Origin of the sequence: Hymenobacter artigasi (assembly GCF_012275535.1) — a bacterium.
Classification (GTDB): Bacteria; Bacteroidota; Bacteroidia; order Cytophagales; family Hymenobacteraceae; genus Hymenobacter; species Hymenobacter artigasi.
This window is the reverse complement of record NZ_JAAVTK010000012.1, coordinates 124,220-149,131: the sequence shown is the minus strand read 5'-3', so window position 1 is coordinate 149,131 and position 24,912 is coordinate 124,220. Positions and strand designations below refer to the sequence as shown.

Below are 24,912 nucleotides of genomic sequence, written 5' to 3'. Positions count from 1 at the left end.
GCTGCAACCCCGCCGGTGCATCCGGCGCTGCTCATTGCGGCGGCCGATGTACCCGCCCTGCGCCAGGGCCTGACCCGCTACCCGCTGCTCGAAAAAAGCTACGCGGCCCTGCGTAAAACCGCCGACAAGGCCCTGGCCAGCCCCATTGTGGTGCCCGTGCCCAAGGACCCCGCCGGCGGCTACACCCACGAGCAGCACACCCGCAACTACTACGCGATGCAGGCGGCGGGCATATCCTACCAGATGACGCGGGACGTGAAATACGCCCGCTTCGTGCGCGATATGCTGCTGGAATACAGCAAGCTGATTCCAACCCTGAAAAACCACCCCGAAGCCAAAAGCTCCTCGCCGGGCCGCCTGTTTCACCAGGCCCTGAACGATTGCAACTGGGTGGTGTACAGCATTCAGGGCTACGATGCGGTGTATGAGACCCTGACACCGGCCGAGCGTACCAAGATTGAAAACGGCGCGTTCCGGCCGCTGTGCAACTTCTTCACCCAGGACCTCAAGCCCTGGTTCGACCTGGTGCACAACCACGGCGTGTGGGCCGCCGCCGCCGTGGGCATGACCGGCTACGCCCTGCACGACGACAAGCTGATTAACTTGGCGCTGCACGGCTCGGCCGGCACGGATAAAAGCGGCTTCTTGGCCCAGCTCAACGGCCTGTTTTCGCCCGAAGGCTACTACACCGAGGGGCCGTACTACTCGCGCTATGCGCTGTCGCCGTTTTTCATGTTTGCCCAGGCCATTGACAACAACCAGCCGGCGCTGAAAATCTTTCAATACCGCGATAAGATTCTGCAAAAAGCCCTCAATTCGTCCCTTCAGCTCACTAACAACGACGGGCGGTACTACCCCCTGAACGATGCGCTGAAGGAGAAGGACTGGACCACCCAGGAGCTGGTGGGGGCCATCAGCATCGCGGCCGAGCACTATGGGGTCGACCCGACCATGCTGGGCGTGGTGCAGCTGCAAAAGAAGGTGTTGGTGAGTGCCGGCGGGCTGGAAGTGGCGAAAGCCCTGCAAGCCGCCGGCAAGAACCTGCCGGAGTTTCAGCGGGTGAGCCAGGTGTACCGCGACGGAGCTACCGGCGCGGAAGGCGGCTTGGCCGTGCTGCGCACCGGCCCCCAGACCGACCAGACCTCGCTGTTGTTTAAGTACACGGCGCACGGCCTCTCGCACGGGCACTACGACAAGCTCGGCATCGTGCTCTACGACAAAGGCCGGGAGGTGCTGCAGGACTATGGCGCCGTGCGCTTCCTGAACGTGGAAGCCAAGGAAGGCGGCCGCTACCTGCCCGAAACCCATTCCTTCGCCAGCCAGACCGTGGCCCACAACACCCTGGTGGTGGACGAGGCCTCGAACTTTGGCGGCCGCGAGAAAGAGGCCGAAGAACACTCCGGCAAAGCCTGGTTTGCCAGCATTGCCAATGCCCGCGTGCAGGTGGCCAGCGCCAAAGCCGATGACGCCTACCCCGGCGTGGCCATGCAGCGCACGGTGGCGCTGTTCACCGACAGCCTGAGCCAGAAGCCTTTGGTGCTGGACGTGCTGCGGGCGCAGTCGGCCACCGAACACCAGTACGACCTGCCGTTCTACTACCAGGGCCAGCTGATTTCAACCAGCTTCGCCTACGACCGGCCCGCCAACCAGCAGCCTTTGGGGCCGAAAAACGGCTACCAGCACCTCTGGCGCGAGGCCGTGGGCAAGCCGGTGCGCACGCCCGGCGTGGCCACGCTCACCTGGCTCAGCGGCCCGCAATTCTATTCCATGACCACGGCCACCGACACGGCCACGCATTTAGTTATGGCCCGCATCGGCGCCAACGACCCCAAGTTCAACCTGCGCCCCGAGCCCGTGCTCCTGGTGCGTGAGAAAGCCAAAAACCAGGTGTTTGCTTCCGTAATCGAAGCCCACGGCGAGTTCAACCCCACGGCCGAAACGGCCGCCGGCTCGCACAGCAACGTGCGCAGCGTGGCGGTGCTCTACGACGGCGCCGATGCCACCGTGGTGGAAGTGCAGCTGGCGCGCGGCGGCACCTACCGCCTGGCCATTGCCAACCAGGATGCTGCCCCCGGTGCCTCGCACGAAGTGCGCGTGGCCGGGCAGCCGCTGCGCTGGCAGGGGCCCTATGTGTTTCGCCATTTTTAGCTTTTAGCCAATTCAGCACGTCATGCTTCGACCAGCGGACGCCAGATGATTATGACGTGCTGATTTCCTGATAATCAACGACAACCAAAAATCCCACCCCCACCTCTTACTACTACTGCGATGCGGTACAGCAGCAACACCTTCATCACCGACCAGGACCTTGCCTGGGAAAAAGTAGCGCCCGGTATAAAGCGCAAAATCATGTCTTACGACGACCACCTCATGCTCGTGAAAGTCGAGTTTGAAGCGGGGGCAGTGGGCGCGGCGCACCAGCATTTCCATAGCCAGACGAGCTACGTGGTGGCCGGCGAGTTCGAAGTTACCATCGGCGACGAAACCACCATTTTGCGCACTGGCGAAGTATTTTACGTGCAGCCCAACATCCTGCACGGGGCCATTGCCCTCACCAACGGCATGCTGCTCGACATCTTCAGCCCCATCCGCGAAGACTTTATGGCCGCGGCCGGGCTGCTGCCCGCAGCTGCTGCGGCCAGCTGATAGCCGGCTTTTTTATTCTCCTGTTGCGCCACTGCGAGCCCGCTGGCTCGCGCCACCCATCCCACCCATGCAACCGACTACGCTCTCGCCCAAAACCTCGCCGCCCGCCACCCGCAAAGTGCGCGGCCTGCGCTGGTGGATTATCACCCTCATCGCGCTGGCCACGGTCATCAACTACATCGACCGCAACGCGCTGGCCGTGATGTGGCCCGGCATTGCGAAGGATTTGCAGCTTGATAAAGAGCAGTATGCTACGGTCGTGGGCTTTTTCATGGTGGCCTATGGCGTTGGGCAGAGCGTGTCGGGGCGCATATTCGACAAGATTGGGACGCGGCTGGGCTTTGCGCTCTCCATTACCGTGTGGAGCATTGGGGCGGCCCTGCACGCACTCTCGCGCGGGTTGCTCTCGTTTGGCGCGTTCCGGGTGATACTGGGCGTGGGCGAGGCCGGCAACTGGCCGGGGGCGGCCAAGTCGAATGCCGAGTGGTTTCCGGGGCGCGAGCGGGCATTTGCGCAGGGCCTGTTTGGGGCCGGCGCAGCGCTGGGCGCGGTCATTTCGGCTCCGCTGGTGGCCTGGCTCTACCAGGAGATTGGCTGGCAGTCCACCTTCGTTATCATTGGCGCGCTGGGGTTGCTGTGGGTTATTCCGTGGCTGATTATCAACAAAGCCGCCCCAAAAAACCACCCCTGGCTCACTGAAGAGGAGCGCACCCACATTCTCGACGGCCAGACGCCGGCCGATGCCGCCGTGCCCGAGGTGGCCCTCACCGTGCGCCAGCTGCTGGGCTACCGGCAGTCGTGGGCGGTGCTGGCCTCGCGCTTCCTGCTCGACCCCATCTGGTGGCTGTTTGTGAGCTGGCTGCCGATTTACCTGCACGAGCGGTTTCAATTCGACATCAAGCAGATTGGCGCGTTTGCCTGGTTTCCCTACGTGGGGGCGGCCATTGGCAGCCTGGGCGGCGGCTGGCTTTCGGGCCGCCTCATGCGCACCGGCACCGTGAACCGGGCCCGCAAAACCTGCATTATCCTGGGCTGCGCCATCATGCTACCGGCCTTGTTGCTGAGCGCCCAGGCCACTACGCCGGAATCGGCCATGCTCTGCATCTTCTTCGCCCTCATGGGCTTCCAGGTGGCCATCGGCAACATCCAGACGCTGCCGAGCGACTTTTTCTCGGGCAAATCGGTGGGCACGCTCTCCGGGCTGAGCGGCACGGCCGCCGTGGCCGGCACCCTGCTCATGACCACCTGGCTGGTGCCCGTGCTCACCCGCACCAGCTACACGCCCTTCTTCATCATGGCCGCGCTGCTGGTACCCCTGGGGGCCGTTGCGCTGCTGAGCCTGAGCGGCACCATCCGGCGGCTGGATACGCCCGCCGCGTAGCGCCCTTTCCTTCGTCAAACCGTAAAATTCCCTTTTGATATGAATCTGAAAATTACCATGTTGCGGCACACAAGCCGACCGGCGGGTGGGCTTGTGGCCTGGCTGTCGCAGACCATGCTGCTGCTACTCCTGCTGCTGGGCAGTGCCGGCACAATGCGGGCGCAGGACAACAAATCCTCCAAAGCCATTACCGTGACAGGCACGGTGGTGGACGCTACCGGCGAAACCCTGATTGGCGTGACGGTGCTGGCCAAGGGTACTACCCTGGGCACCACCACCAACAACGAAGGCATGTATAGCCTGAAAGTACCCGATGCGCAGGGCACCCTGGTGTTCTCCTACGTGGGCTACCTGCCCGTAGAGCGTGCCATCAAAGGCAATACGCTGCTCAATGCCACCCTCAAAGCCAACCCCCAGAGCCTGGAGGAAGTGGTGGTGGTGGGCTACGGCGAAGTGAAGCGCGGCGACCTCACCGGCTCGGTGGGCTCGGTGAACGTGGAGGACCTGAACAAGGCGCCCGTGAAATCCTTCGACGATGCCCTGGCCGGGCGCGTGGCCGGCGTGCAGGTGAGCTCGCCCGATGGGCAGCCCGGCGCGTCGCCCAACATCGTGATTCGCGGGGGCAACTCCATCACGCAGGACAACTCGCCGCTGTACGTGGTCGACGGCTTCCCCATTGAGAACTACAACAACAACGCCATCAACCCTTCCGATATCGAGTCGATTCAGATTCTGAAGGACGCCTCTTCCACGGCAATCTACGGCTCGCGGGGGGCCAACGGCGTGGTGCTCATCACCACCAAGCGCGGCTCCGACGCGGCGCCTACCATTACCTACGACACGTACTATGGCATTCAGCAAAGCCTCTCGCGGGCCAAGCTGATGAAGCCGTACGAGTTTGTGAAGCTGCAGTTTGAGTTCGACTCGGTGCAGGCCAAAAACCTGTACTTCAGCGGCGGCCGCAACCTGGAGAGCTACCGCAACGAAGCCGGCATCGACTGGCAGGACAAGATTCTGCGCCTGGCGCCCATGTACAGCCACAGCCTGGCGGTGCGCGGTGGCAGCAAGGGCACGCGCTACTCCCTCTCGGGCTCGGCGCTGAACCAGGACGGCACCATCCTCAACTCAGGTTTCCAGCGCTACCAGGCCCGCATCACCCTCGACCAGGACGTGCGCCAGAACCTGCGGGTGGGCATGAACGCCAACTTCAGCAACATTTTCGCCTACGGCACGTCCGTCAGCGGCTCGTCCAACTCCGACTTTGCCCTGCTCACCAGCCTCTACGGCTACCGGCCCATCATCGGCAACGGCAACCTGAGCGCGCTGCTCGACAATGCTGAGGACGGCGACGTGTCGTCGAGCACCAACTACCAGTGGAACCCCCTGTTTACGGTGCAGAACGAGCTGCGCAATAACACCACCAACCAGCTCACGGCCAACGCCTACGCCGAGTACGCCTTCGGGCGCTCGCTGAAGCTGCGCGTGACCGGTGGCGTTGACCGCCGCTCGCTGCGCTACGACGTGTTCAACAACTCCCAGACGCGTTCCGGCAGCCTCACCAGCACCCAGGGCCAGAACGGCGTGAACGGCTCAGTGACCTACACCGACCGCAACAACTACGTGAACGAAAACACGCTCACGTTCAACAAGACCTTCAAAAAAGACCACCGCCTCAATGCGCTCGTGGGCTTCACGCTGCAGGGCGCACAGTATTCGCAGTCGGGCAACGGGGCTATTCTGATTCCGAACGAGCAGTTGGGCATCAGCGGCCTGGATGAAGGTATTCCGTACACGGTAACGGCCGCTAAGTCGTCGAACACGCTGGCCTCGGCCCTGAGCCGGGTGAACTATACCTACAAGGACCGGTACCTGTTCACGGTGTCGGCCCGGGCCGATGGCTCGTCGAAGTTCGCGCCCGGCAACAAGTGGAGCTACTTCCCCTCGGCTGCCGTTGCCTGGCACTTGAGCAATGAGCCGTTTCTGAAAGGAATCAAGTCGATTTCGGACGCCAAGCTGCGGGCCAGCTACGGCCTCATCGGCAACAACCGCGTCGATGACTTCGCCTACCTGCCCTCGCTGGGCCTGCCGGTAGCCGAGTCGTACTCGCCGGGCGGCATCTTCATCCGGGGCGTGGTGCCCCTCACCCTGGGCAACGGCAGCCTGAAGTGGGAAACCACCCAGGAAGCTGATTTGGGCCTCGATTTGGGCTTCCTGGAGCAGCGCGTGACCCTCTCGGTAGATGCCTACCGCAAGAAAACCACCGACCTGCTGCTGAACGCCCAACTGCCCGCCACCAGCGGCTACAACAGCGTATTTCAGAACATCGGCGCGGTGCAGAACCAGGGCCTGGAGCTGACGCTGAACACCGTGAACGTGTCGAACAAGTCGTTCGTCTGGTCAAGCAGCTTCAACATGGCCTTCAACCGCACCAAGGTGCTGGAACTGACGCGCAACCAGACCTACATTCAGTCCACGGTGCGCTGGTCGTCGTCCTCGGGCTACGGCAACGTACCGGCCTACCTGGCCGAGCTGGGCAGCCCGGTAGCACAGTTCTACGGCTTCCAGTGGGTGGGCAACTACCAGTTCGCTGACTTCGACGTGGTGAACGGCAACTACGTGCTGAAAACCAGCGTGCCCAACAACGGCAACGCCCGCACCAGCATCAAGCCCGGCGACATCAAATACGCCGACCGGAACGGCGACGGCGTGGTGGACAACAACGACCGCACCGTTATCGGCAACCCTAACCCCAAGTTCATCGGCGGCTTCGGCAACAACTTCACCTTCAAAGGCTTCGACCTGAACGTGTTCCTGCAGTTCTCCTACGGCGGCGACCTATTGAACGCCAACAGGATTCTGTTTGAGGGCGGGGCCCTGAAAAACGGCCTCAACCAGTTCGAGTCGTACCAGAACCGTTGGTCGCCCGAAAACCCCACCAACGACCTGTACCGCACCAACGGTCAGGGCCCGCGCGTTTACTCCACCCGCCTCATCGAGGACGGCTCCTACCTGCGCCTCAAAACCGTGAACCTGGGCTACACCCTGCCGGCCACGCTCACCAAGTACGCCCACCTGAAAACCCTGCGCGTGTACGCCTCGGCCCAAAACCTGCTCACCTGGACCAAATACTCGGGCAACGACCCGGAGGTATCCATCTACAGCTCGCCCCTCACGCCCGGCTTCGACTTCTCGGCCTACCCCCGCGCCCGCACCATCACACTGGGGTTGAATTTGTCGCTGTAAACCGGCTTCGGCCGGACGGGTCACCTCACCCCCGGCCCCTCTCCTTGGGGAGAGGGGAGCCAGACGACTTCAAACCACGCATTTCCGGTGCCCCCTCTCCCCAAGGAGAGGGGGTCAGGGGGTGAGGTGACCCCGTCTGGCGACGCCCACGCGACAAGCCCCAACCACGCTCAGCACGAAATGCTGGCCACCAAATACTCAAAGGAAAAAATCCCACCCCGCTTCCCTTCGTCATGAAAAAATCAGTTCTTCTCGCGTCGCTCGGCCTGGCCGTGGGCATGGCGGGCCTTAGCTCCTGCAAAGACTACCTCGATACCAAGCCCGAAGACTTCGTGGCACCGCAGGATTTTTATAAAACCGAAGCCCAGCTCACCGCCGCCCTCATGGGGGTGTACACCAAGCTGGGCCAGGAAGTAACCTACACCGGCAGCACCGAGGAATCCACGTACTCGCGCTTTTTGTCGCTCGAAGCCCCATCGGCTACCGACGAGATGCTGGCCCGCAGCAACACCACGCCCGCCGTGAGCCAGTACGGTTACGACGCTTCATATGGCAACCTGGTGAACTGCTGGGGCAACCTCTACGAAGCCATCAACCGGGCCAACGTGCTGCTCGAAAGCCTGGACCGCTCCACCGCCACCGCCGCCGTGAAGGACCAGATTCGGGGCGAGGCGCTGTTTTTGCGCGCCTACTACCACTTCGTGCTGGTGAGCTACTGGGGCGACGTGCCCCTGAAGCTCACTTCGACCCAGGCCGCTACCGACGTGAACATTGCCCGCACGCCCGCCGCGCAGGTCTACACCCAGGTTATCAAGGACATGACCACGGCCGAGGGCCTGCTGAAAAACGGCGCCGACTGGGGCAACAGCGGCCGCATCTCAAAAACGGCCGCCGAGGGCATCCTCTGCCGCGTGAATATGTACGCCGCCGGCCGCCTCAAAGACGCCAGCAAGTACGCCGACGCCCGCACCTGGGCCCTGAAGGTGATGAACTCGGGCCAGCACGGGCTGAACCCGGATTATTCGCAGATTTTCAAGAACGAGCTGGCCGACGTGTACGAGCTGCGCGAGGCCATGTGGGAAGTCGAGTTCAACGGCACCGGCGTGGGCAGCATCTACAACGAGGCCGGCCGCTTCGGCTCCACGCTGGGCGTGCGCAACGATATTGCCGACAAGGGCTTCATGCAGGGCACCTACGTGGCCACCGGCGTGCAGTACGCCCTCTACGGCACCGGCGACCTGCGCCGCGACTGGAACATCGCCACCTATTACTACCCCAGCTACGACGCCACCAAAGGCCCCACCGCCTACGCCAGCACCTACACCTGGGGCCGCTACATCAACAAGTGGCGCCGCGAGAACGAAACCTACCGTCCCTACGCCAAAAACCTGGGCCCCACCAACTGGCCCCTGCTCCGCTATGCCGACGTGTTGCTGATGTTTGCCGAGGCCGATAATGAAGTGAATGGTGCCCCCACCGCCGCCGGCGTGGCCGCCATCAACCAGGTGCGCCGCCGCGCCTATGGCCTGCCCATCGCCACCCCCTCGGCCACCGTAGACGTGCCCGCCAGCCTCAGCAAGACCGATTTCTTCAACCGCATTAAAGATGAGCGCGCCCGCGAGCTGGCCTTCGAAGGTTTCCGCAAGCTCGACTTGCTGCGCTGGGGCATCTTCCTGACCACCATGAAGGCCATGATTCCGATTATCAGCACGCAGGCCCCTTCCAGCAGCAACAACGCCCTGGGCTACAATGGCCGCACTTCCTCGCTGGTGCCCTACCAGAACGTGAGCGCCCGCGACGAATATTTCCCCATCCCCTCCAACGAGCTGTCGCTGAACAGCGCCATGACCCAGAACCCGGGCTGGTAGGGGCATCACCTCACGGGACCCCTTTGGGGCATGCCCCCTCTCCCGCGGAGAGGGGGCACCGGAAATGCCTCAACGACGACTTGTAGCACTTGCTTTAGCTTGTGCCCGTTCGCGCAACATCGTGCAACGCCGCACAAGCTAAAGCATGTGCTACAAGAATCGACTTCACGAACCGGTGCCCCCTCTCCACGGGAGAGGGGGTCATGCCCCAAAGGGGTCCCGTGAGGTGAACGCCAGAACGAAGCCAAGCACCCCTTACCCCCCTTTATGAAACACCTATACCTTCTGGCCGCCGCCCTGCTGGCCCTTGCGCCCCGCGCCCACGCCCAGCAGGTGCCGCCCATCCCCACCGATTCGACGGTGAAGGTGATTGACACCCCGGCCGGCTACACCACCCAGCTGAACACGGTGTACAGCAAAGTAGGCCCCTGGGACGGCCGCGTGGATTTATACCTGAACACCGACAGCCGCAAGCCCGTGCCGGTCATCATCAACCTGCACGGCGGGGGCTGGAACAAAGGCACCAAGGAGTCGCAGTCGGGCTTCAATGGCTTCTTCAAGCAGGGTTGGAGCGTGGCCAACGTGGAGTACCGTCTCAGCACCTACGCGCCGGCCCCGGCCGCCGTGGAAGACGTGCGCTGCGCCATCATCTATTTGATAACCAACGCCAAAAAGCTCAATATCGACCCCAGTCGGATTGTGATTATGGGTAGCTCGTCGGGCGGGCACCTGGCCCTGGTGGGCGGCCTGCTCGAAAACGACCATGTGTTCGACACCCAGTGCCCCACCAAGGAAACGGTGAAGTTGCGCGCCATCATCGACAAGTACGGCATCGCGGACGTACCGCAGTGGAATAGCAAATCGGCCACCCAGTGGCTGGGCTCGCACGCCTCGGACGCGGCGTTTGTGCGCTCGGTTTCGCCGCTCTACATGGTGAAGAAAACCAGCCCGCCCACCTTCATCGTGCACGGCGACGCCGACCCCACCGTGCCCTACGAGCAGTCGGTGGCCCTGCACAAAGCCTACGTGGCGGCCGGCGTGCCCACCGAGTTTATCACCATTGCCGGCGGCCAGCACGGCAAGTTTTCAAAAGATGATAACAAGCGCGTGAACGAAGCCATTATCCGCTTTCTGAAGGCCCAGGGCCTGTAGGCCGCCCGGCCGCCTCTCTTTTCGGCATTCCCTTTTTTGCCCAGGCCATTGGCGCCGGGTAGGGTGGCCCTTGCTGTAGCTGACCCATTTGCCACCTCAAAACCTTGTTTTCCTTCATTCATTCCTGATTTTTTCTCATTTCCAACCTTCCCACATTACCATGAAAAACCTCTTACTACCGCCCTTTTCGGCCCGTGTGCCGCGTATCGCTACCCTGGGCAAAACGGCGCTGGCCGCGGCCCTGCTGGGCCTGGCGCTGGCCGGCCCCGCCACCGCCCAAACCGCCGGCCGTGCCGTGTGGTCATTGCGCGTCAATGGCCAGGACAGCGTGGCTGCCCGCTCCGCTGGCCTCGTCGGGTCGCCCGTCGCGCTGCGCCGCTTGGTGGTGTCGGATGGCAACGCGCCCAGCAGCGGCACCACGGCCCCCCCGTATTCGTCGGGGTTTGGGATGGCCTTCGCGCCGGCCAGCTTCGGAGGCAACTGGACTACTGCGCTGGGCGGCCCCGGCACCAGTCCGCAACGCACGTATTACGTGCAGTTTACCGTAACCGCTTCGGCGTCCACTCGCATCGATTCGCTGCTGTTTAACGCCGTGGCCGCCAGCTCGGTGGGCGGGCGGGTGTCGCTGCAATACTCGCGCAGCAACTTCGTGGCCGACTCGGCGCTGTTCACGGGTGGCATCGGCCCGGCCTACGCGGCCTTCACTTCAGGCTCTACTACGCTGCCCGCCTCTAATGGCGGCGTATTGCCGGCCGGTCTCGACGGCTCGTTCACCGCCGGGACGCTGAGCCCCACCTACGGGGCGGTGCTGCCGCAATATTCCACTGCCCTGCGGGTCAACAACGGCAAGTTTCGCTTTGCTTTCAACGGGGCCTCCGGCTTGGTGTTAGCCGCTGGAAACGTCCTGACGATGCGCCTGTATTTTGCCGTCAATACCTCCACGCCTGGGCGCTACGCCTTCCTGAAAGACGTGGAGCTGAAAGGCCGCGCCGGGGGCCTGGCTACCACGCCCGCCCGCTCGGCCACGCCGCTCACGGCCTACCCCAACCCGGTGCAGAACCGCCTCGAAATTGCCCACCCGGCCGCGCCGCAGGGCGCCCGCGTCACGGTGTATTCGCTCATCGGCCAGCAGGTGGCTACCACGGCCGTATCAGCCGGTGCCGCACGTACCAATCTGGAAATGAATGCGCTGCCCGCCGGTATCTACATGGTAGAGTACGCCGATGCGCAGCAGCGCATCACGGCCAAGGTGGTGAAGCAATAGCACGACCACAGTAGGCTGCGGAACTTGCCCCCGCCCGCCGTTGAACGATTCCGCTGTGGGTTGTTCAACGACGGGCGGGGGCAAGTTTTGTAACCTACTTTTCTATCCATCCGGTTTACCCATGCTCCCAATGCGTATTTCCATCGTACTTATCACCACCGCGCTGCTGGGCGGGGCCTGTGCCAAAAACGGCACGGGTCCCACGGCATCTACGGCCGTGCAGCCCACGCCGGCCCCCGTCCGCAGCGTGGCGGTGGCCACTGCCAGCCAGCTCCAGGCGGCCCTGACCTATGCCCAGCCCGGCGACGTCATCACCCTGGCCGATGGCACCTATACCGGCCAGTTTACCGTGCCCGCCGGCAAAAACGGCACCGCCGCCAGCCCCGTTATGCTGCAGGGCAGCCGCAGTGCCATCCTGCAAACCAACATCCGCACCAGCGGCAACGCGGCGCTTTTCCTGCTCGGCAACAGCTACTGGGCGTTTCGCGGCTTCACGGTCACCAATTCCAAAAAGGGCATCATGGTGGATTACAGCAGCCACAACCTGTTCGATAACCTGAGTATTCACACCATCGGGGAAGAAGGCATTCATTTCCGCCGCTTCAGCACCTACAACGTGCTGCAAAACTCCTCCATCCAGAGCACCGGCCTGGTGGAGCCCGGCTACGGCGAGGGCTGCTACATCGGCTCAGCCGTGAGCAACTGGCCCACCTACACCAACGGCGACCCCGACAAATGCGACTACAACACGGTGCAGAATACCGTGTTCGGCGACAACATCAAGGCCGAGAATATCGACATCAAAGAAGGCACTACCGGCGGCACCATCAGCGGCAATACCCTGAACGGCAAGGGCCTGAACGGCGCCAACTACGCCGACAGCTGGCTCGACGTGAAGGGCAACGGCTACACCATCAGCGGCAACACGGGCACCAACGGCGGCCCCGTGCTGGTCGACGGTTTCCAGACCCACGTAGCCGTGGCCGGCTGGGGCGAAAACAACACTTTTGCCAGCAATACCTGCGCGGTGCAGGCAGCCGGCTACGGCTTCAATATCCAAACCAAAAGCGGCTCGGCCCTCGGCAACAAAGTGTACGCCAGCAACCGCGTAGCCGGAGCCGCCGCCGGCACGACCAACATCACGGTAACGCCTTGACGGACTGGGAATATCAGCCAGCTTTTTAAGCGTCCCGCATAAGTAGTCCAAATTGCGGAGTAGCCCCCTATCGGCGGCAGGTTTGTAGCAAACCAGGCAAACAGGCAGTAGCGCGAACTTTGTAGTTCGCGTCCCCGCGCCATTAGAGCCGTTCTAATGGCGCGGGGACGCGAACTACAAAGTTCGCGCTACGTGTACACGAACCTGAAAACTGCTCTAAATGCCCTAAACTAGAATTAGTCCCCCTTCCCCCGGAGGATTCCGCGCATGAAGCGGCGAGGGGCTAGGGGATGGGGTAAAACCGCCAAACACCACCCCCGCCCGTATCTTCCGGCCCCGTTTTCCACTTCAGTCGTTTCTACCTTGACTTACCCCGACTTCGCCGCCCGCTGGCGCAACTCCGGCGGTGCCGAGCGCGCCAACTACGGCCTCTTCCTGCAGGACCTCTGCGACCTGCTGGGCGTGCCGAAACCCGACCCCACCACCGACAACCCCACCCAGGACCAGTACGTGCTGGAGCGCGCCGTTACCTTCCAGGACGGCCCCAAAAAGAGCACCGGCCGCATCGACCTCTACAAGCGTGGCTGCTTCATCCTCGAAACCAAGCAGGGCACCGACACCCCCGACACCCAGCAGCGCGCCGAAAAAGCCGACCGCGCCGAGCTGGGCCTGCCCGCCGAAAAACGCCGCAAGGGTCACGCCCTGCGCGGTTCCGTGAAGTGGGAGCAGATGATGCAGGCGGCCCGCCAGCAGGCCCTGGGCTACGTGCGCGCCCTGCCGCCCGACGAGCCCCGGCCCCTGTTTGTGCTGGTCGTGGACGTGGGCTACTGCATCGACGTGTACTCGAACTTCGCCCAGGTGGGCGACTCCTTCGTGCCCTTTCCCGACCAGAGCCGCTTCCGGCTGCCCCTCGCCGCCCTGGCCGATGAAGCCACCCGCCTGCTGCTGCGCCAGGTGTGGCTGGAGCCCCGCGCCTTGGACCCCAGCCGCCGCGCCGCCCGCGTCACGCGGGAGCTGGCCGGCTACCTGGCCGGCGTGAGTGCCCAGCTGGAGCGGGCCGGGCACCCGGCCGAAACGGTGGCCCAGTTCCTGATGCGCTGCCTGTTCACGATGTTTTCGGAGGACGTGGGGCTCATTCCCAAGGCCAGCTTCACGGGCATGCTGCGCACCTACTCCACGCCCGAGCTGCGCGAGTTTCTGCCCGATGCCCTGCGCGGCCTCTGGGCCACGATGGACACCGGCGGCTTCTCGCCCGACCTGAAGGCCCGCGTGCGGCGCTTCAACGGCAAGCTCTTCCACGATGCCACCGCCCTGCCCCTCACGCCCGACCAGATGGCCCTGCTGCTCAAAGCCGCCGAAGCCGATTGGACCGAGGTGGAGCCCGCCATTTTCGGCACCCTGCTCGAACGCGCCCTCGACCCCAAAGAGCGCCACAGCCTGGGCGCGCACTACACCCCGCGCCGCTACGTGGAGCGCCTGGTGCTGCCTACCGTACTGGAGCCCCTGCGCCGCGAATGGACGGCCGCCCAGGCCGCCAGCGCCCGCCGCCTCGACGAAAACCAGCCCAAAGAGGCCCGCCAGGAACTGGTGCGCTTCCTCACGCGCCTCACCTCGCTGCGCATTCTGGACCCGGCCTGCGGCTCGGGCAACTTCCTGTACGTGACGCTGGAGCACCTCAAGCGCCTGGAAGGGGAGGTGCTGGCCGCCATCAACAGCTTCGGCCAGACGGGCCTGCTCGACCTGGGCGGGGGCACCACCGTGAGCCCGCGCCAGCTGCTGGGCCTGGAGCTGAACCCGCGCGCGGCCGCCATTGCCGACGTGGTGCTGCGCATCGGCTACCTGCAGTGGCACCTGCGCACCCACGGCATTACGCAGCTGGCCGAGCCGCTGCTCGATGAGTACCAGAACATTCGCCAGCAGGATGCAGTGCTTGATTATGGTTTGACAGTACCAAGACTGGATGAGTCAGGACGGAAGATTACGCGTTGGGACGGATTTACAATGAAAGTTAATCCGACGACTGGAGAACAAGTGCCTGATGAATCAGCACAAATTATAATGCTGGATTACCCCAAAGCAAAGCCTGCTGATTGGCCCGAAGCAGACTTCATTATTGGCAATCCACCATTTGTAGGGATGAAACGAATGAGGTTGATTCTTGGCGATGGCTACACGGAGGCATTACGTAAAGCTTATGCAAAGAAAGTCCCCGATTCAGCTGACCTCGTCATGTACTGGTGGTATAAAGCGGCCGAATTAGTTAGGAAAGGAGATGTCGAACGGTTCGGTTTTATAACTACCAACTCGATAACTCAAATTTTCAATCGGCGGGTGATAGAACCTTACCTTGAAGACGAGAAAAATCCGCTTTCGATAACATTCGCTATTCCTGACCATCCTTGGGTTAATGGAGTGGATGGTGCAGCTGTACGCATTGCTGCAACTGTCGTTGAGCCAGGTAAACGGCCTGGTGTTTTGGCCTTGGTTACCCGTGAACAAACCGGAAAAGAGGAAGATGCAATAGAAGTTGACTTTGAGGAAACTCCCGGAATAATAAATGCCGACTTAACTTCAGGAGCAGACGTTACCGGGGTGTCACCGTTGCTCGCTAATGATAAACTGGCTTATTTGGGCGTCAAGCTGTACGGCTCTGGTTTCATCTTAGGTCCAGAAGATGCAGCGTTACTAAAAAGCACATCAAGCACTGCAATTGTAAGACGGTATATCAGTGGGCAGGATTTAACTCAAAAGCCAAGAGGTTTATTCGTAATTGATACCGATGGTTTGTCGCTTGAAGAATTAACAGCGAAATACCCTGATGTTTTGCAGCGCCTACTACTGTATGTGAAGCCAGAACGTGACCATAATCCAAGTAAAGAGAAGCGAGAAAGGTGGTGGCTGTTTGGGGTGAATCAGCAATCAATGCGAAAGTCCGTCAGAAGCTTAAGTCGCTACATTGTCACGACTGAAACAGCAAAGCATCGATTCTTTCAATTCGTTGCGGGGGATTATCTGGCAGAGGGTACTAACATTGCATTTGGGCTGGATGACGCCTATTACTTAGGAATTCTTTCAAGTCGTATTCATATAAGTTGGGCACTTGCAGCAGGCGGAATCCTTGGCGTAGGAGGAACACCGCGCTACAATAAATCCCGCTGCTTCGACCCATTCCCTTTCCCCGATGCCACGCCCGCGCAGCAGGCGCGCATCCGCGAGCTGGCCGAACAGCTCGACGCCCACCGCAAGCGCCAGCAGGCCCTGCACCCCAGTCTCACCCTCACCGACCTCTACAACGTGGTGGAGAAGCTGCGCGCCAGCCAGCCCCTGTCGGCCAAGGACCTGACCGTGAACCAGCAGGGCCTGGCCTCCGTGGTGCTCAGCCTGCACCAGCAGCTCGACGCCGCCGTGGCCGACGCCTACGCTTGGCCCGCCGCCCTGCCCGAGGCCGAGCTGCTCACCCGCCTCGTGCGCCTCAACCACGAGCGCGCCCGCGAGGAGCAGGGCGGCCACATCCGCTACCTGCGCCCCGCCTACCAGGCCCCCGAAACCGAGCAGGCGAAACTTTCTTTGCCCACCACAGCAACCTTTTCGGCCGCCGGCCGGTCAACTCCATCAGCGGAGGGAATCGCCCCCCAGCCCTGGCCCACCGAGCTGGCCCTGCAGATGCAGGCCCTGCGCGACGCCCTCCAGCAAGCCGCCCAGCCCCTGACGGCCGCTGAGGTAGCCACCCGCTTCCGGCGCGTGAAATCCGACAAATTAGAACCGCTGCTTCAAACCCTTGCGGCCCTTTCCCTGCTCCGCCAAACGCCCGAGGGCGCGTATGTACTCTAGTGTTTCTCTGGTCTTTCCACCACCATTTCCCCGTACTTATGAAAACCCCTACCGTTCGTTTTGCCCAGCTAGCCGCCGTGGTGCTGAGCAGCCTGGCTTTTGGCCCCCGCGCCGCCGCCCAAACCACGCCCGCCTGGGACAGTGCCCGGGGCACCGGGTCCTACCTGTCGCCCTACACGCGCCGGGTAACGGATGCCCAGGGCAATATGTACGAAGTGGGCACCTTCAGTGTACGGACCGGGGTAGGGCAAACCGTGCTGACCAGCCGCGGCTCTCACGACGGGTACCTGGCCAAATACACGCCGCTGGGCGCCGTGGCCTGGGTACAGCAGCTGGGCTCGACCGGCTCCGACGGGACCGACGACGTAGCGTTGGATGCCGCAGGCAACGTGTACGTAGTGGGCAATTTTCAGGGAACCATCGACATGGGCCACGGCCAAACCCTGAGCGCGGGCAACTACGTTGGCACCAAGGCGTTTGTGGCCCGCTACGATGCCCAGGGGAATCTTGCCTGGGCCAAACAGAGCGACGATGTATCGCGCGACCCGGCTTTTCCGATTTGCACCCCGCAAGCCACGGCAACAGGCGTAACCATTGATGGCGCGGGCAATGTGCTCGTGAGCGGCGGCCACGTTTACTGCAGCGGCATCAGCTTCGGCGGCCAGCTGCTGGCGTCCTCCGCCAGGGTCGCGGCCCCTTATACCACCTACCTGGCCCGCTTTTCGGCTGCTACGGGGGATGTTCAAAGCCTCAAAAACCTGTTCTACTCCGACCGCAGCACCGGGGCCGGGGTTGTTTACCCGTTGCGGCTGGTGAACGCGCCGGGCGGCGGGTTCTACCTGGTTACCGATTTTCTCATGGGGGTGTCGTTTCCCACGGGCCTGGCGTTCCCATCGCCCACCAGCGTCAACCTGATGGCGGCCAAGTACAACGCAGCCGGCAACCTGGAATGGGCGCGCACGTTCGGCGGGCCCGATTTTGACGACCTCACCGGGGCCGCCGCCGATGCCACCGGCAACCTGTACCTCACGGGCACCTTCCGGCAATCGTTGCAATTCGGCGGCAGCACCCTCACCGGTTCCACTGCCACCGCCAGCAACGAAGATGCTTTCCTCGTCCGGTTCTCGGCACAGGGCACCGAGCAGTGGGCGCAATCCCTGGTCAGCGCAAGCTCCGATTATCTGAGTGGCGTGTGCGTGGATGGCGGCGGCAACGCCTACGTTGCGGGTAGCTTCGGCAACCAGGCCCGGATAGGCGCCTTCACGCTCGCCTCGGCGGGGGGTAGCGACATCCTGGTGGCTTCATATTCCCCGCAGGGCCAGCTGCGCTGGGTGCAGCAGGCCGGTGGCCCCGGGCAAGACCGCGGCCTCGGCCTCGGCTTGCTTCCCCAAGGCAGCCTGCAAGTGTATGGCTTTGCCAACTACGGCGCCACCTTTGGCTCAATCACCCCGTCGGGCGTGTCGTCCTACTCCGGCTTTGTCGCCCAGCTAGGCGCTTCCGGCACTGCTTTAGCTGCGGCCACGGCCTCGCCATTGCCGCAGGGCCTGTATCCCAACCCGGCCTCCGACGGGGTGTATCTGCCCGGTCTTGCATCAGGCACCCTGGTGCAGCTAATCGATGCGACGGGCCGCGTGGCGCGTACCACCACCATGTCGGCCGAGGCGGCAGTATCGGTGCGGGGCCTGGCGCCGGGCCTGTACACGCTCCGCACCACGGATAAGCGCGGCCAGTCCTACACGGCCCGCGTAGCAGTGGAATAACCGCTGCCGCACCCCACAGCCCCCATTGGGTACACAAGCCAATGACGACCTTGCAAACGAGCCGTTGAAGAATGGGGAATAATGCTTTGCCCGTTCTAAACGTTGGTTATACTCGTCACGAAGTAGCTTGCGAAAAGCGAAGTAGGGTGCGGGGCCTGCCCCCGCCCGTCGTTCGCACTGTTTCAACGATACCGTTCAACGACGGGCGGGGGCAGGCCCCGCACCCTACTTCGAGACGAGTATAACTAACAGTAATCACCAAAAAGCCCTCCGCTTTGTGAAAAGGGGAGGGCTTTTTGGTGATTACCGTCGGTTTCATTTACGCCGCAGTTTTCTTCGGACGCCCGGGTTTCATGAGCGCGGCACCTTCGTGCCTTCGGTGGACGTGCGCGGGGCGCGCCGGCCCGCCGGTAACCCTGCGGGGGCTTAGAAGTGGTTTGAGTTAATGCTTCTGGTTTTGAACGGTGTAGAGACGCATCTTTGCGTCTTGTCGTTGGGCGATTTTGTTCAACGACAAGACGCAAAGATGCGTCTCTACACCGTTCCAGCGGTATTCTTCGCTGACCCAAACAGCAGCTTCTTCGTGAACAGGAATTTTCGCAAGTCCTGGTTATTCAACTTTCTACAAGTAGGCATAAAAAAAGGCTGCACGATTGCAGCCTTTTTTTATGCCTATCAGCAGAGAAACTACTTACCGGACTGCCGACCGTGCAGAGGTGCCAAATATGGCCGGTGCATGAATGGCATAGGTAATCCGGGTTAGCCGCCCGGCAGTGAAAACCCCGGCTACGGATGTGAACGTGGTGTAGCCAAGCCCCGGAATGGTTTGAGCCGGCACCACGATGTGAGTAGCATCAATCTGCACAAAATACGCGGGGAACAGGTTTGCCGCCCCGGTAGAGAAGCCGAAGTTCTCGATTTTGTACAAGCCCTTGTTACCAACTTTAGTAACGGGCGAAGGGTCAAAACCAGCCCGGGTAAATACGCCGCTTTGGTCCAGGGTATTCACGGCCGGGTCAGTCACGATAACCGTACGGGTAGCCGTAATCGTGTCGCCCTCCGTGTTGGCACCTTTGTACTTAACGACGTAGAGGCCCGGCCGCGTGGTATTCACCGGATTGTTGATGATGGGAGTAAGGGGCTGACCACCGAGGTCGGCCGTTACGCCGGGCTCGGTGAAGGTTTCGCCCACATTGATAACGTAGTATTCGTTACCCGCCAGCGTGATGCCGGCGTAGTTCTTAATCCGGGAAAGGTTATCGGTTTCATCCTTTTTGCAACCACCAAGCGCTAGTGACGAAGCTACCGCCGCCAGGCTAAAAAGGGAAAGAGCTAGCTTACGCATGTCTTCAATAAGTTAAGAGTGAATACTACTTCTTGTCCCACCACACGGGCACCTGCGCCAGCTCGATGGCGGGGGCATTGGCGTTGCGTGAGATTTCGGAGAAGGGATAAATCAGGCGCTTGGCATAGGTTTTACCCGGCAAGTCGCTGTAGGCAGTGCCCGTAATAAAGGACGGGTACTTGGTGCGGCGCAGCTCCGTCCAGGCCTCAAAGCCTTCGGTGCCATTGAGCGCCACCCATTTCTGGGTGATAATCTGCTCCAGGCGGCGCTCGCTGAAGCCACCGGCTCCTGTGCCGGCCCCACCATCGTAGGCGATGCCGGTGCTGGCCAGGAACGTAGCGGGCAACGTGCGGCCAAAATGGGTGAACGAAGCCCGGATACCCGCCTCGTACAGCGACTGGGCGCTGGCGGTGGTGTAGCCGCGCAAGGCCGCCTCGGCTTGCAGAAACAGGCTTTCGGCACCGCTCATCAGCACAACTGGCGAAGCAGGACCGGCAATCTTTTGCAGGTTGGGCCGCGACCGCGTGCTGATGTCGCCCGACGCCCCCCGGATGGCATCGCCCTGGGGCGTGCCCTGGTGCGGCGTGGTTGCGGCTACGTCGATGGAGCTACCGGGCCGGCTAAAGAAGTCGTCGATGCGGGGGTCGTTGGTAGTGGTGAGGTAGCCAATGCTGGTCTGGCTGGCAATCACGTTGTTGCGAATACCGGAGCCGCTGTACACGTCGGCGAGGTAAAACGGGTTGCCGTTCTGGTTGGCAGAGGAAAATCCTTTTACCTGCGCATCTTCGGTAGCGCTCAGAAACTGAGCTCCGCTGGCGTACAAAGCCTTAATGCCCGCTTCGGCCACGGCTGGCCGCGCATATACCTGGCGCAGGTAAATTTTCAGTTTCAGCGTGTTGCCAAACCGACGCCATTTCCCCATGTCGCCCCCAAAAATCAGGTCCTGGCCACCAACATTAATCGCACTGGAACCGCTGTTGATTTTTCCGATTGCATCATCAATCATGGTAATCAACCCATCGTACACCACCGTGCCCTCATCGAACTTGGGTTGTGTATTAGCCGCTCCGCGCAACGATTCCGTGAAGGGAATCTTGTCGAAGCCATCCGTCAGCACCTGGTAAGTGTAGGCCGACTGCAGGCCCGCAACAGCCGCGTAGTTCGAGCTGTCGCCCTTGGCGCGGTCAATCACGTAACGAAAGTTCTTGAGGCCGCCGGTGAACAGCGCCTGGTAGTCGCGGTCGTTGGTCGTTTGGCCAATGCGATACCGGTCGTAGTCCTTGTATTGGTTGGCCGTGAGGCTTTCGGTCCAGTGCTGGGCAAAGAAGTTACCAATAATATTCAATGGCGCACCCATTGTGTAGGCCACGTTGCCGGTGCCGGCGGGCAGCACCAGGTCGGGACTAGCAGTAGCGGGCCGGGTCGGGTCGGTATTGATGTCGAGCTGTTTTTCGCAGCTGGCTAACCCACCGGTACCCAGCAGGGCTAGAAAAAGCAAGCTTTTGTGTGTGTTATTCATATCGTCAGGAAAGTAAGGATTAGAAGCTGACGCGGATATTGGCGCCGTAGCTACGCAGGCTGGGAGACCCAGTGAAGTCGAAGCCCTGCGTGTTGCCGTTGCCGAAGTTGGAAATTTCCGGGTCTACGTAGGTGTTCTCCTTGGCCGTCCACAACAGCAGGTTGCGGCCGGTAATTCCCACCGACAGATTGCCGAAGGGCGTTTTGGTCAGCCACTTGCTGGGCAGGCTATACGAGAGGGCTACTTCGCGCAGCTTGGTGTAGGAAGCGTCGATGATGTTGGTGCCGGCCGGGCCGCTGGCGCCTTCCAGGGCACCGAAATAGTTATAAGCGTCGGTCGGCGTGGTGTTCGGCGAGTACGTGCCATCGGCATTCTGCACCACGCTGTTGGCCACGATGAAGGGCTGGCGGTCGTTAATCAGCGTTTCGGGAGCCGTACCGGCAAAGCGCTGGGTGGCACGGGTGCGCGAGTACATCGAGCCACCCTGCTTGGTGTCAACCACCACCGTCAGCGACAGGCCATTGTAGGCAAACGTGCTGCTCAAACCGGCCGTGTAGCGCGGCGTGATGCTGCCCACGGTCTTTATCTGGCTGCTCAAGGGGGTGCCGGTAGCCGCCGATACCACTACCTGACCCAAGTCGTTGGTCAGAATATCGTTGGTACGGAACACGCCGTAAGGTTCGCCCACGCGAGCCGTGAGCGTAACGCCGCCCAAACCACCAATGGCAATGTCGCTGCCATCAGGAGTGGTGGCGAGCACCTTGCTCACGTTCTTCGAATAGTTGAGCGACATATCCCAGGTGAAGCCACCCACTTTCACCGCCGTGCCGCTGAGCAACACCTCGATGCCTTTGTTCTGGATTTCGCCCACGTTGCCCACCAAACCCGTGAAGCCGGAGCCCGGAGGCAGCGGAATGGTGAGGATTTGCTTGGTGCTGCGGGTGTCGTACAGCGAAACGTCGGTAGTGAGGCGATTGCCGAAGAAGCGCAGCTCGGCGCCCACTTCCACCGATTTCGTAATCTCGGGCTGGAGGGTAGTGCTGCCAATCACGTTGCCCTGGCTGTAGCCCACCACATTACCCAGGGGGTACTGCAAGTCGCCACCGGTGTAGCCATTCGTCACGTTGGTCACGGTGAACACGGAGCGCGTCAGGTATGGGCTGGCGTCGTTACCCACTTGGGCCACGTTGGCCCGCAGCTTGCCGTAGTTGAAGAAGCGGTTTTCCTTGAGCCCCAGCAGGTCGGTGAACACAAAACCAGCGTTGATAGCCGGGTAGAAGAAGCTGCGGTTGTTGCTCGGCAGCGTCGAAGACCAGTCGTTCCGAGCCGTCAGGCCCAGGAACAGGAAGTCGCGGTAGCCAAAGTCAACTGTCGAGTACACGCCTACCAGGCGGCGCAGCGTGTGCGAAAGCGAGGTGTTCAGGTAGCCGTTGTTCTTGTTGTTGTTCAGCGTGGGCCCGATGGAGTTGCTCACCAGGTTGTTGGTGCCGATGCCGGTTTGGTCGTAACGGCGCTGGTTGAAGTTCTGACCAACCAGTGCATTGATGGTCAAATCTTTGGTGATGTTGCCGTTGTAGGTAACAATGATGTCCGAGCTAATCTCGCGGTAGTTAATCTGGTCCTCCGCGTAGTAGCCGGTGCTGGTGGGGTAGCCGGCCGTCGTGGGGTCGCGGCGGGCCGTGAACTGGGTACGCTGGTCGCTGTACGTGTCCATGCCGAGGCGGTAGTTCGCCTTGATGTGGTCGTTCAGCTGGTAGCCAATCTGCGCATTGCCCACGAGGCGGTTCACGTCGTTGTGGTACTTGTTGTCGTGGAGAATCTGCCAGGGGTTCACCGTGTAGGGGCTGTAGAACCCGTTGATGTCGTTGAACTTGTTGTTGATATCACGCAGCTCCAGCAGGCTGATGTCGCGGGGCGTCTGAATCAGCTGGTCATAGATGGAGTTGTTGCCCTGGCCGGTTACTGCCTGGTCGCTGTTCGTGTTGGTATAGGTAGCGCTTACGCTGCTGGTCAGCTTATTGGTGAGGTGGGTTTCGCCGCCTACTTTCACCGAGCTCCGCTCATACTTGGTGCCCGGCGTGATGCCCGACTGCTGCACATTGGAAGCCGACACGATGTAGTTCGTCTTCACATCGCCGCCACCGAGCGACACGGTGTTGTTCCAGGTTTTGCCCAGGTCGAAGAAGTCACGAATGTTGTTCGGCAAGCCCACGTAAGGCTTCGAACGCTGCTGGTTGCCAATGATGTTGCCCCAAACGCGGTCCACCCCATCGAAACGGGGGCCCCAGCTGGTGTTCTCCCGCGTATCGGCAATGCGGGTAAAGCCATCCTGCGGATAGCCCTGGCCGAACTCATTCTGCATTTTGGGCAGCATGAGAATGTCGTCGATTACATAGGACGACGTGAAGGTTACCTCGGCTTTCTTGCCAGCTTTGGCCGCGCCCCGGCCCGATTTGGTGGTGATGATGATGGCACCGGTAGCAGCACGCGAACCGTACAAAGCCGTCGCGGCCGGCCCTTTCAGAATCGTCACCGATTCCACGTCTTCCGGGTTAATGTCGTTGGCCCGGTTACCGGCATCCACCCCGTTGTTGAGGTTGTCGCCAGTTCCAACCGAGCTGTTGTCAATCGGAATACCATCCACCACGTACAGCGGCTGGTTGTTGCCCGAGAAGGACTTGTTGCCCCGAATCACCACGCGGGTCGAGCTGCCTACGCCGCCCGAAGCGTTGTTGATTTGCACACCGGCCACCTTGCCTTGCAGCGAGTTCAGCACGCTGCGGTCGCGGCCCTGCGTGAGCTGGCCCGCCTCAATGGTCTGGGTTGCGTAGCCAAGGGTCTTCTTATCTTTTTCGATACCCAAAGCCGTCACCACTACCTCGTTCAGCTGCTTGGAGTCGGTAGCCAGGCCAATGGTGTAAGGGCCATTGCCGTTGGTAATTGATTGTTGCTGGCCAACATATCCTACCGAGCTAAAGCGAAGCTCGGTGGCCCCGTTGGGAACAGACAGGGAGAAAGAGCCATCAGCATTTGTCGCAACGCCAACGGTAGTACCTGATACCAGCACCGTCACGCCGGGTAAGCCTTCATTCGTGGCGCGGTCTATCACCTTGCCCGATACAGTACGTTCCTGAGCCCAGGCTGCTCCAAAGGAGCCGAGTAGCAGCAGTAGCACCATCCAAAATAGTTTGTTTTTCATTGAAGAAGTTAGTTGGTTTGGAAAAGAGGTAACACGATGTGAAAGGGTAAAAGAAAAGTAGAAATGCGCTTGACACGATTTAAGTTAAATTCCAGGCACGTTGCCAGAAAAAACCGAAATCGGAATCAATATTTCCAAGAAAACAGGTGTTTGTGTATTAATTATTGCAATAAATATGCAGCTTGAAGCCTACATAGTTCATTCACAATATCCCGTTAAATAAAACCACGTAATTAGCACTGTATTTTGCTACACAATGGCTAGGGAAACGCCAATTAAGCGGCTACGGTAAGACCCTTAAAGGGTCAAATAGCACCTAGTTAAATAGCGAGAAGCAGAACCGTAGAATTTCAGCAGCAACAGGCTAATGCCCGTGGTGTCACCGCAATCAAGTGGTGCCGAATTCGGTAGCATGAAGGGCAGTAACGGGTTGAATTAAGAAATAGCAATGGCGCTCATTCGCTGCCTGTCGACGGGCATAAACCCGACTTATAAAGGATAAATCAGCCAACTTCAGCGACAGCCGGGCCATTAAAAACAGCCGCTCC

13 protein-coding genes are annotated in these 24,912 nt (G+C 61.1%); 10 read left to right on the top strand and 3 right to left on the bottom strand.

Going from position 1 to position 24,912, the window contains the following annotated elements:
- The first annotated feature begins 15 nt into the window (after positions 1–15).
- From HBN54_RS17715 to HBN54_RS17670, 10 genes are all read left to right on the top strand, one after another.
- Positions 16–2,148 carry a heparinase II/III domain-containing protein gene (locus tag HBN54_RS17715; protein ID WP_168674563.1) on the top strand — a complete coding sequence of 711 codons (2,133 nt, stop codon included), beginning with the start codon at positions 16–18 and terminating at the stop codon, positions 2,146–2,148.
- A gap of 120 nt (positions 2,149–2,268) precedes the next feature.
- Positions 2,269–2,646 (top strand): cupin domain-containing protein, encoded by a 378-nt coding sequence (locus HBN54_RS17710; protein ID WP_168674562.1) that lies wholly within the window; start codon positions 2,269–2,271, stop codon positions 2,644–2,646.
- A gap of 67 nt (positions 2,647–2,713) precedes the next feature.
- The gene (locus tag HBN54_RS17705) at positions 2,714–4,027 is read left to right on the top strand and encodes an MFS transporter (protein WP_168674561.1); all 1,314 of its coding nucleotides are present in this window, start codon (positions 2,714–2,716) and stop codon (positions 4,025–4,027) included.
- A gap of 39 nt (positions 4,028–4,066) precedes the next feature.
- A complete protein-coding gene (locus tag HBN54_RS17700; RefSeq protein WP_168674560.1) occupies positions 4,067–7,270 on the top strand; it encodes a SusC/RagA family TonB-linked outer membrane protein in 3,204 nt (1,067 codons plus the stop codon).
- 233 nt (positions 7,271–7,503) lie between these two features.
- Positions 7,504–9,138 carry a RagB/SusD family nutrient uptake outer membrane protein gene (locus HBN54_RS17695; RefSeq protein ID WP_168674559.1) on the top strand — a complete coding sequence of 545 codons (1,635 nt, stop codon included), beginning with the start codon at positions 7,504–7,506 and terminating at the stop codon, positions 9,136–9,138.
- Between the two features lie 267 nt (positions 9,139–9,405).
- Complete coding sequence (locus HBN54_RS17690) at positions 9,406–10,290, top strand: alpha/beta hydrolase (RefSeq protein WP_168674558.1); 885 nt, start codon at positions 9,406–9,408, stop codon at positions 10,288–10,290.
- Positions 10,291–10,450: 160 nt separating this feature from the next.
- Positions 10,451–11,554 carry a T9SS type A sorting domain-containing protein gene (locus tag HBN54_RS17685; protein WP_168674557.1) on the top strand — a complete coding sequence of 368 codons (1,104 nt, stop codon included), beginning with the start codon at positions 10,451–10,453 and terminating at the stop codon, positions 11,552–11,554.
- Between the two features lie 130 nt (positions 11,555–11,684).
- The gene (locus HBN54_RS17680; protein WP_168674556.1) at positions 11,685–12,710 is read left to right on the top strand and encodes a right-handed parallel beta-helix repeat-containing protein; all 1,026 of its coding nucleotides are present in this window, start codon (positions 11,685–11,687) and stop codon (positions 12,708–12,710) included.
- Between the two features lie 363 nt (positions 12,711–13,073).
- Complete coding sequence (locus tag HBN54_RS17675; protein WP_168674555.1) at positions 13,074–16,541, top strand: class I SAM-dependent DNA methyltransferase; 3,468 nt, start codon at positions 13,074–13,076, stop codon at positions 16,539–16,541.
- 38 nt (positions 16,542–16,579) lie between these two features.
- Positions 16,580–18,301, top strand: a complete 1,722-nt coding sequence (locus tag HBN54_RS17670; protein WP_168674554.1) for a T9SS type A sorting domain-containing protein — start codon at positions 16,580–16,582, stop codon at positions 18,299–18,301.
- Between the two features lie 691 nt (positions 18,302–18,992).
- Here the strand turns inward: HBN54_RS17670 and HBN54_RS17665 are convergent.
- Genes HBN54_RS17665 through HBN54_RS17655 form a run of 3 tightly spaced genes read right to left on the bottom strand, consistent with a single transcriptional unit; the run spans position 18,993 to position 24,364 of the window.
- Positions 18,993–19,646 carry an immunoglobulin-like domain-containing protein gene (locus HBN54_RS17665; protein WP_168674553.1) on the bottom strand — a complete coding sequence of 218 codons (654 nt, stop codon included), beginning with the start codon at positions 19,644–19,646 and terminating at the stop codon, positions 18,993–18,995.
- A gap of 25 nt (positions 19,647–19,671) precedes the next feature.
- A complete protein-coding gene (locus tag HBN54_RS17660; protein ID WP_168674552.1) occupies positions 19,672–21,165 on the bottom strand; it encodes a SusD/RagB family nutrient-binding outer membrane lipoprotein in 1,494 nt (497 codons plus the stop codon).
- Positions 21,166–21,184: 19 nt separating this feature from the next.
- Positions 21,185–24,364, bottom strand: coding sequence for a SusC/RagA family TonB-linked outer membrane protein (locus tag HBN54_RS17655; protein WP_168674551.1), 3,180 nt, complete (start codon positions 24,362–24,364; stop codon positions 21,185–21,187).
- Positions 24,365–24,912: the final 548 nt, after the last annotated feature.

Excerpts from the sequence above, each read along its gene's own strand:
- HBN54_RS17710 (WP_168674562.1), top strand. The coding sequence starts at position 2,269 with ATGCGGTACAGCAGCAACACCTTCATCACCGACCAGGACCTTGCCTGG.
- HBN54_RS17705 (WP_168674561.1), top strand. The coding sequence starts at position 2,714 with ATGCAACCGACTACGCTCTCGCCCAAAACCTCGCCGCCCGCCACCCGC.
- HBN54_RS17700 (WP_168674560.1), top strand. The coding sequence starts at position 4,067 with ATGAATCTGAAAATTACCATGTTGCGGCACACAAGCCGACCGGCGGGT.
- HBN54_RS17695 (WP_168674559.1), top strand. The coding sequence starts at position 7,504 with ATGAAAAAATCAGTTCTTCTCGCGTCGCTCGGCCTGGCCGTGGGCATG.
- HBN54_RS17690 (WP_168674558.1), top strand. The coding sequence starts at position 9,406 with ATGAAACACCTATACCTTCTGGCCGCCGCCCTGCTGGCCCTTGCGCCC.
- HBN54_RS17685 (WP_168674557.1), top strand. The coding sequence starts at position 10,451 with ATGAAAAACCTCTTACTACCGCCCTTTTCGGCCCGTGTGCCGCGTATC.
- HBN54_RS17680 (WP_168674556.1), top strand. The coding sequence starts at position 11,685 with ATGCGTATTTCCATCGTACTTATCACCACCGCGCTGCTGGGCGGGGCC.
- HBN54_RS17670 (WP_168674554.1), top strand. The coding sequence starts at position 16,580 with ATGAAAACCCCTACCGTTCGTTTTGCCCAGCTAGCCGCCGTGGTGCTG.
- HBN54_RS17665 (WP_168674553.1), bottom strand. The coding sequence starts at position 19,646 with ATGCGTAAGCTAGCTCTTTCCCTTTTTAGCCTGGCGGCGGTAGCTTCG.
- HBN54_RS17660 (WP_168674552.1), bottom strand. The coding sequence starts at position 21,165 with ATGAATAACACACACAAAAGCTTGCTTTTTCTAGCCCTGCTGGGTACC.
- HBN54_RS17655 (WP_168674551.1), bottom strand. The coding sequence starts at position 24,364 with ATGAAAAACAAACTATTTTGGATGGTGCTACTGCTGCTACTCGGCTCC.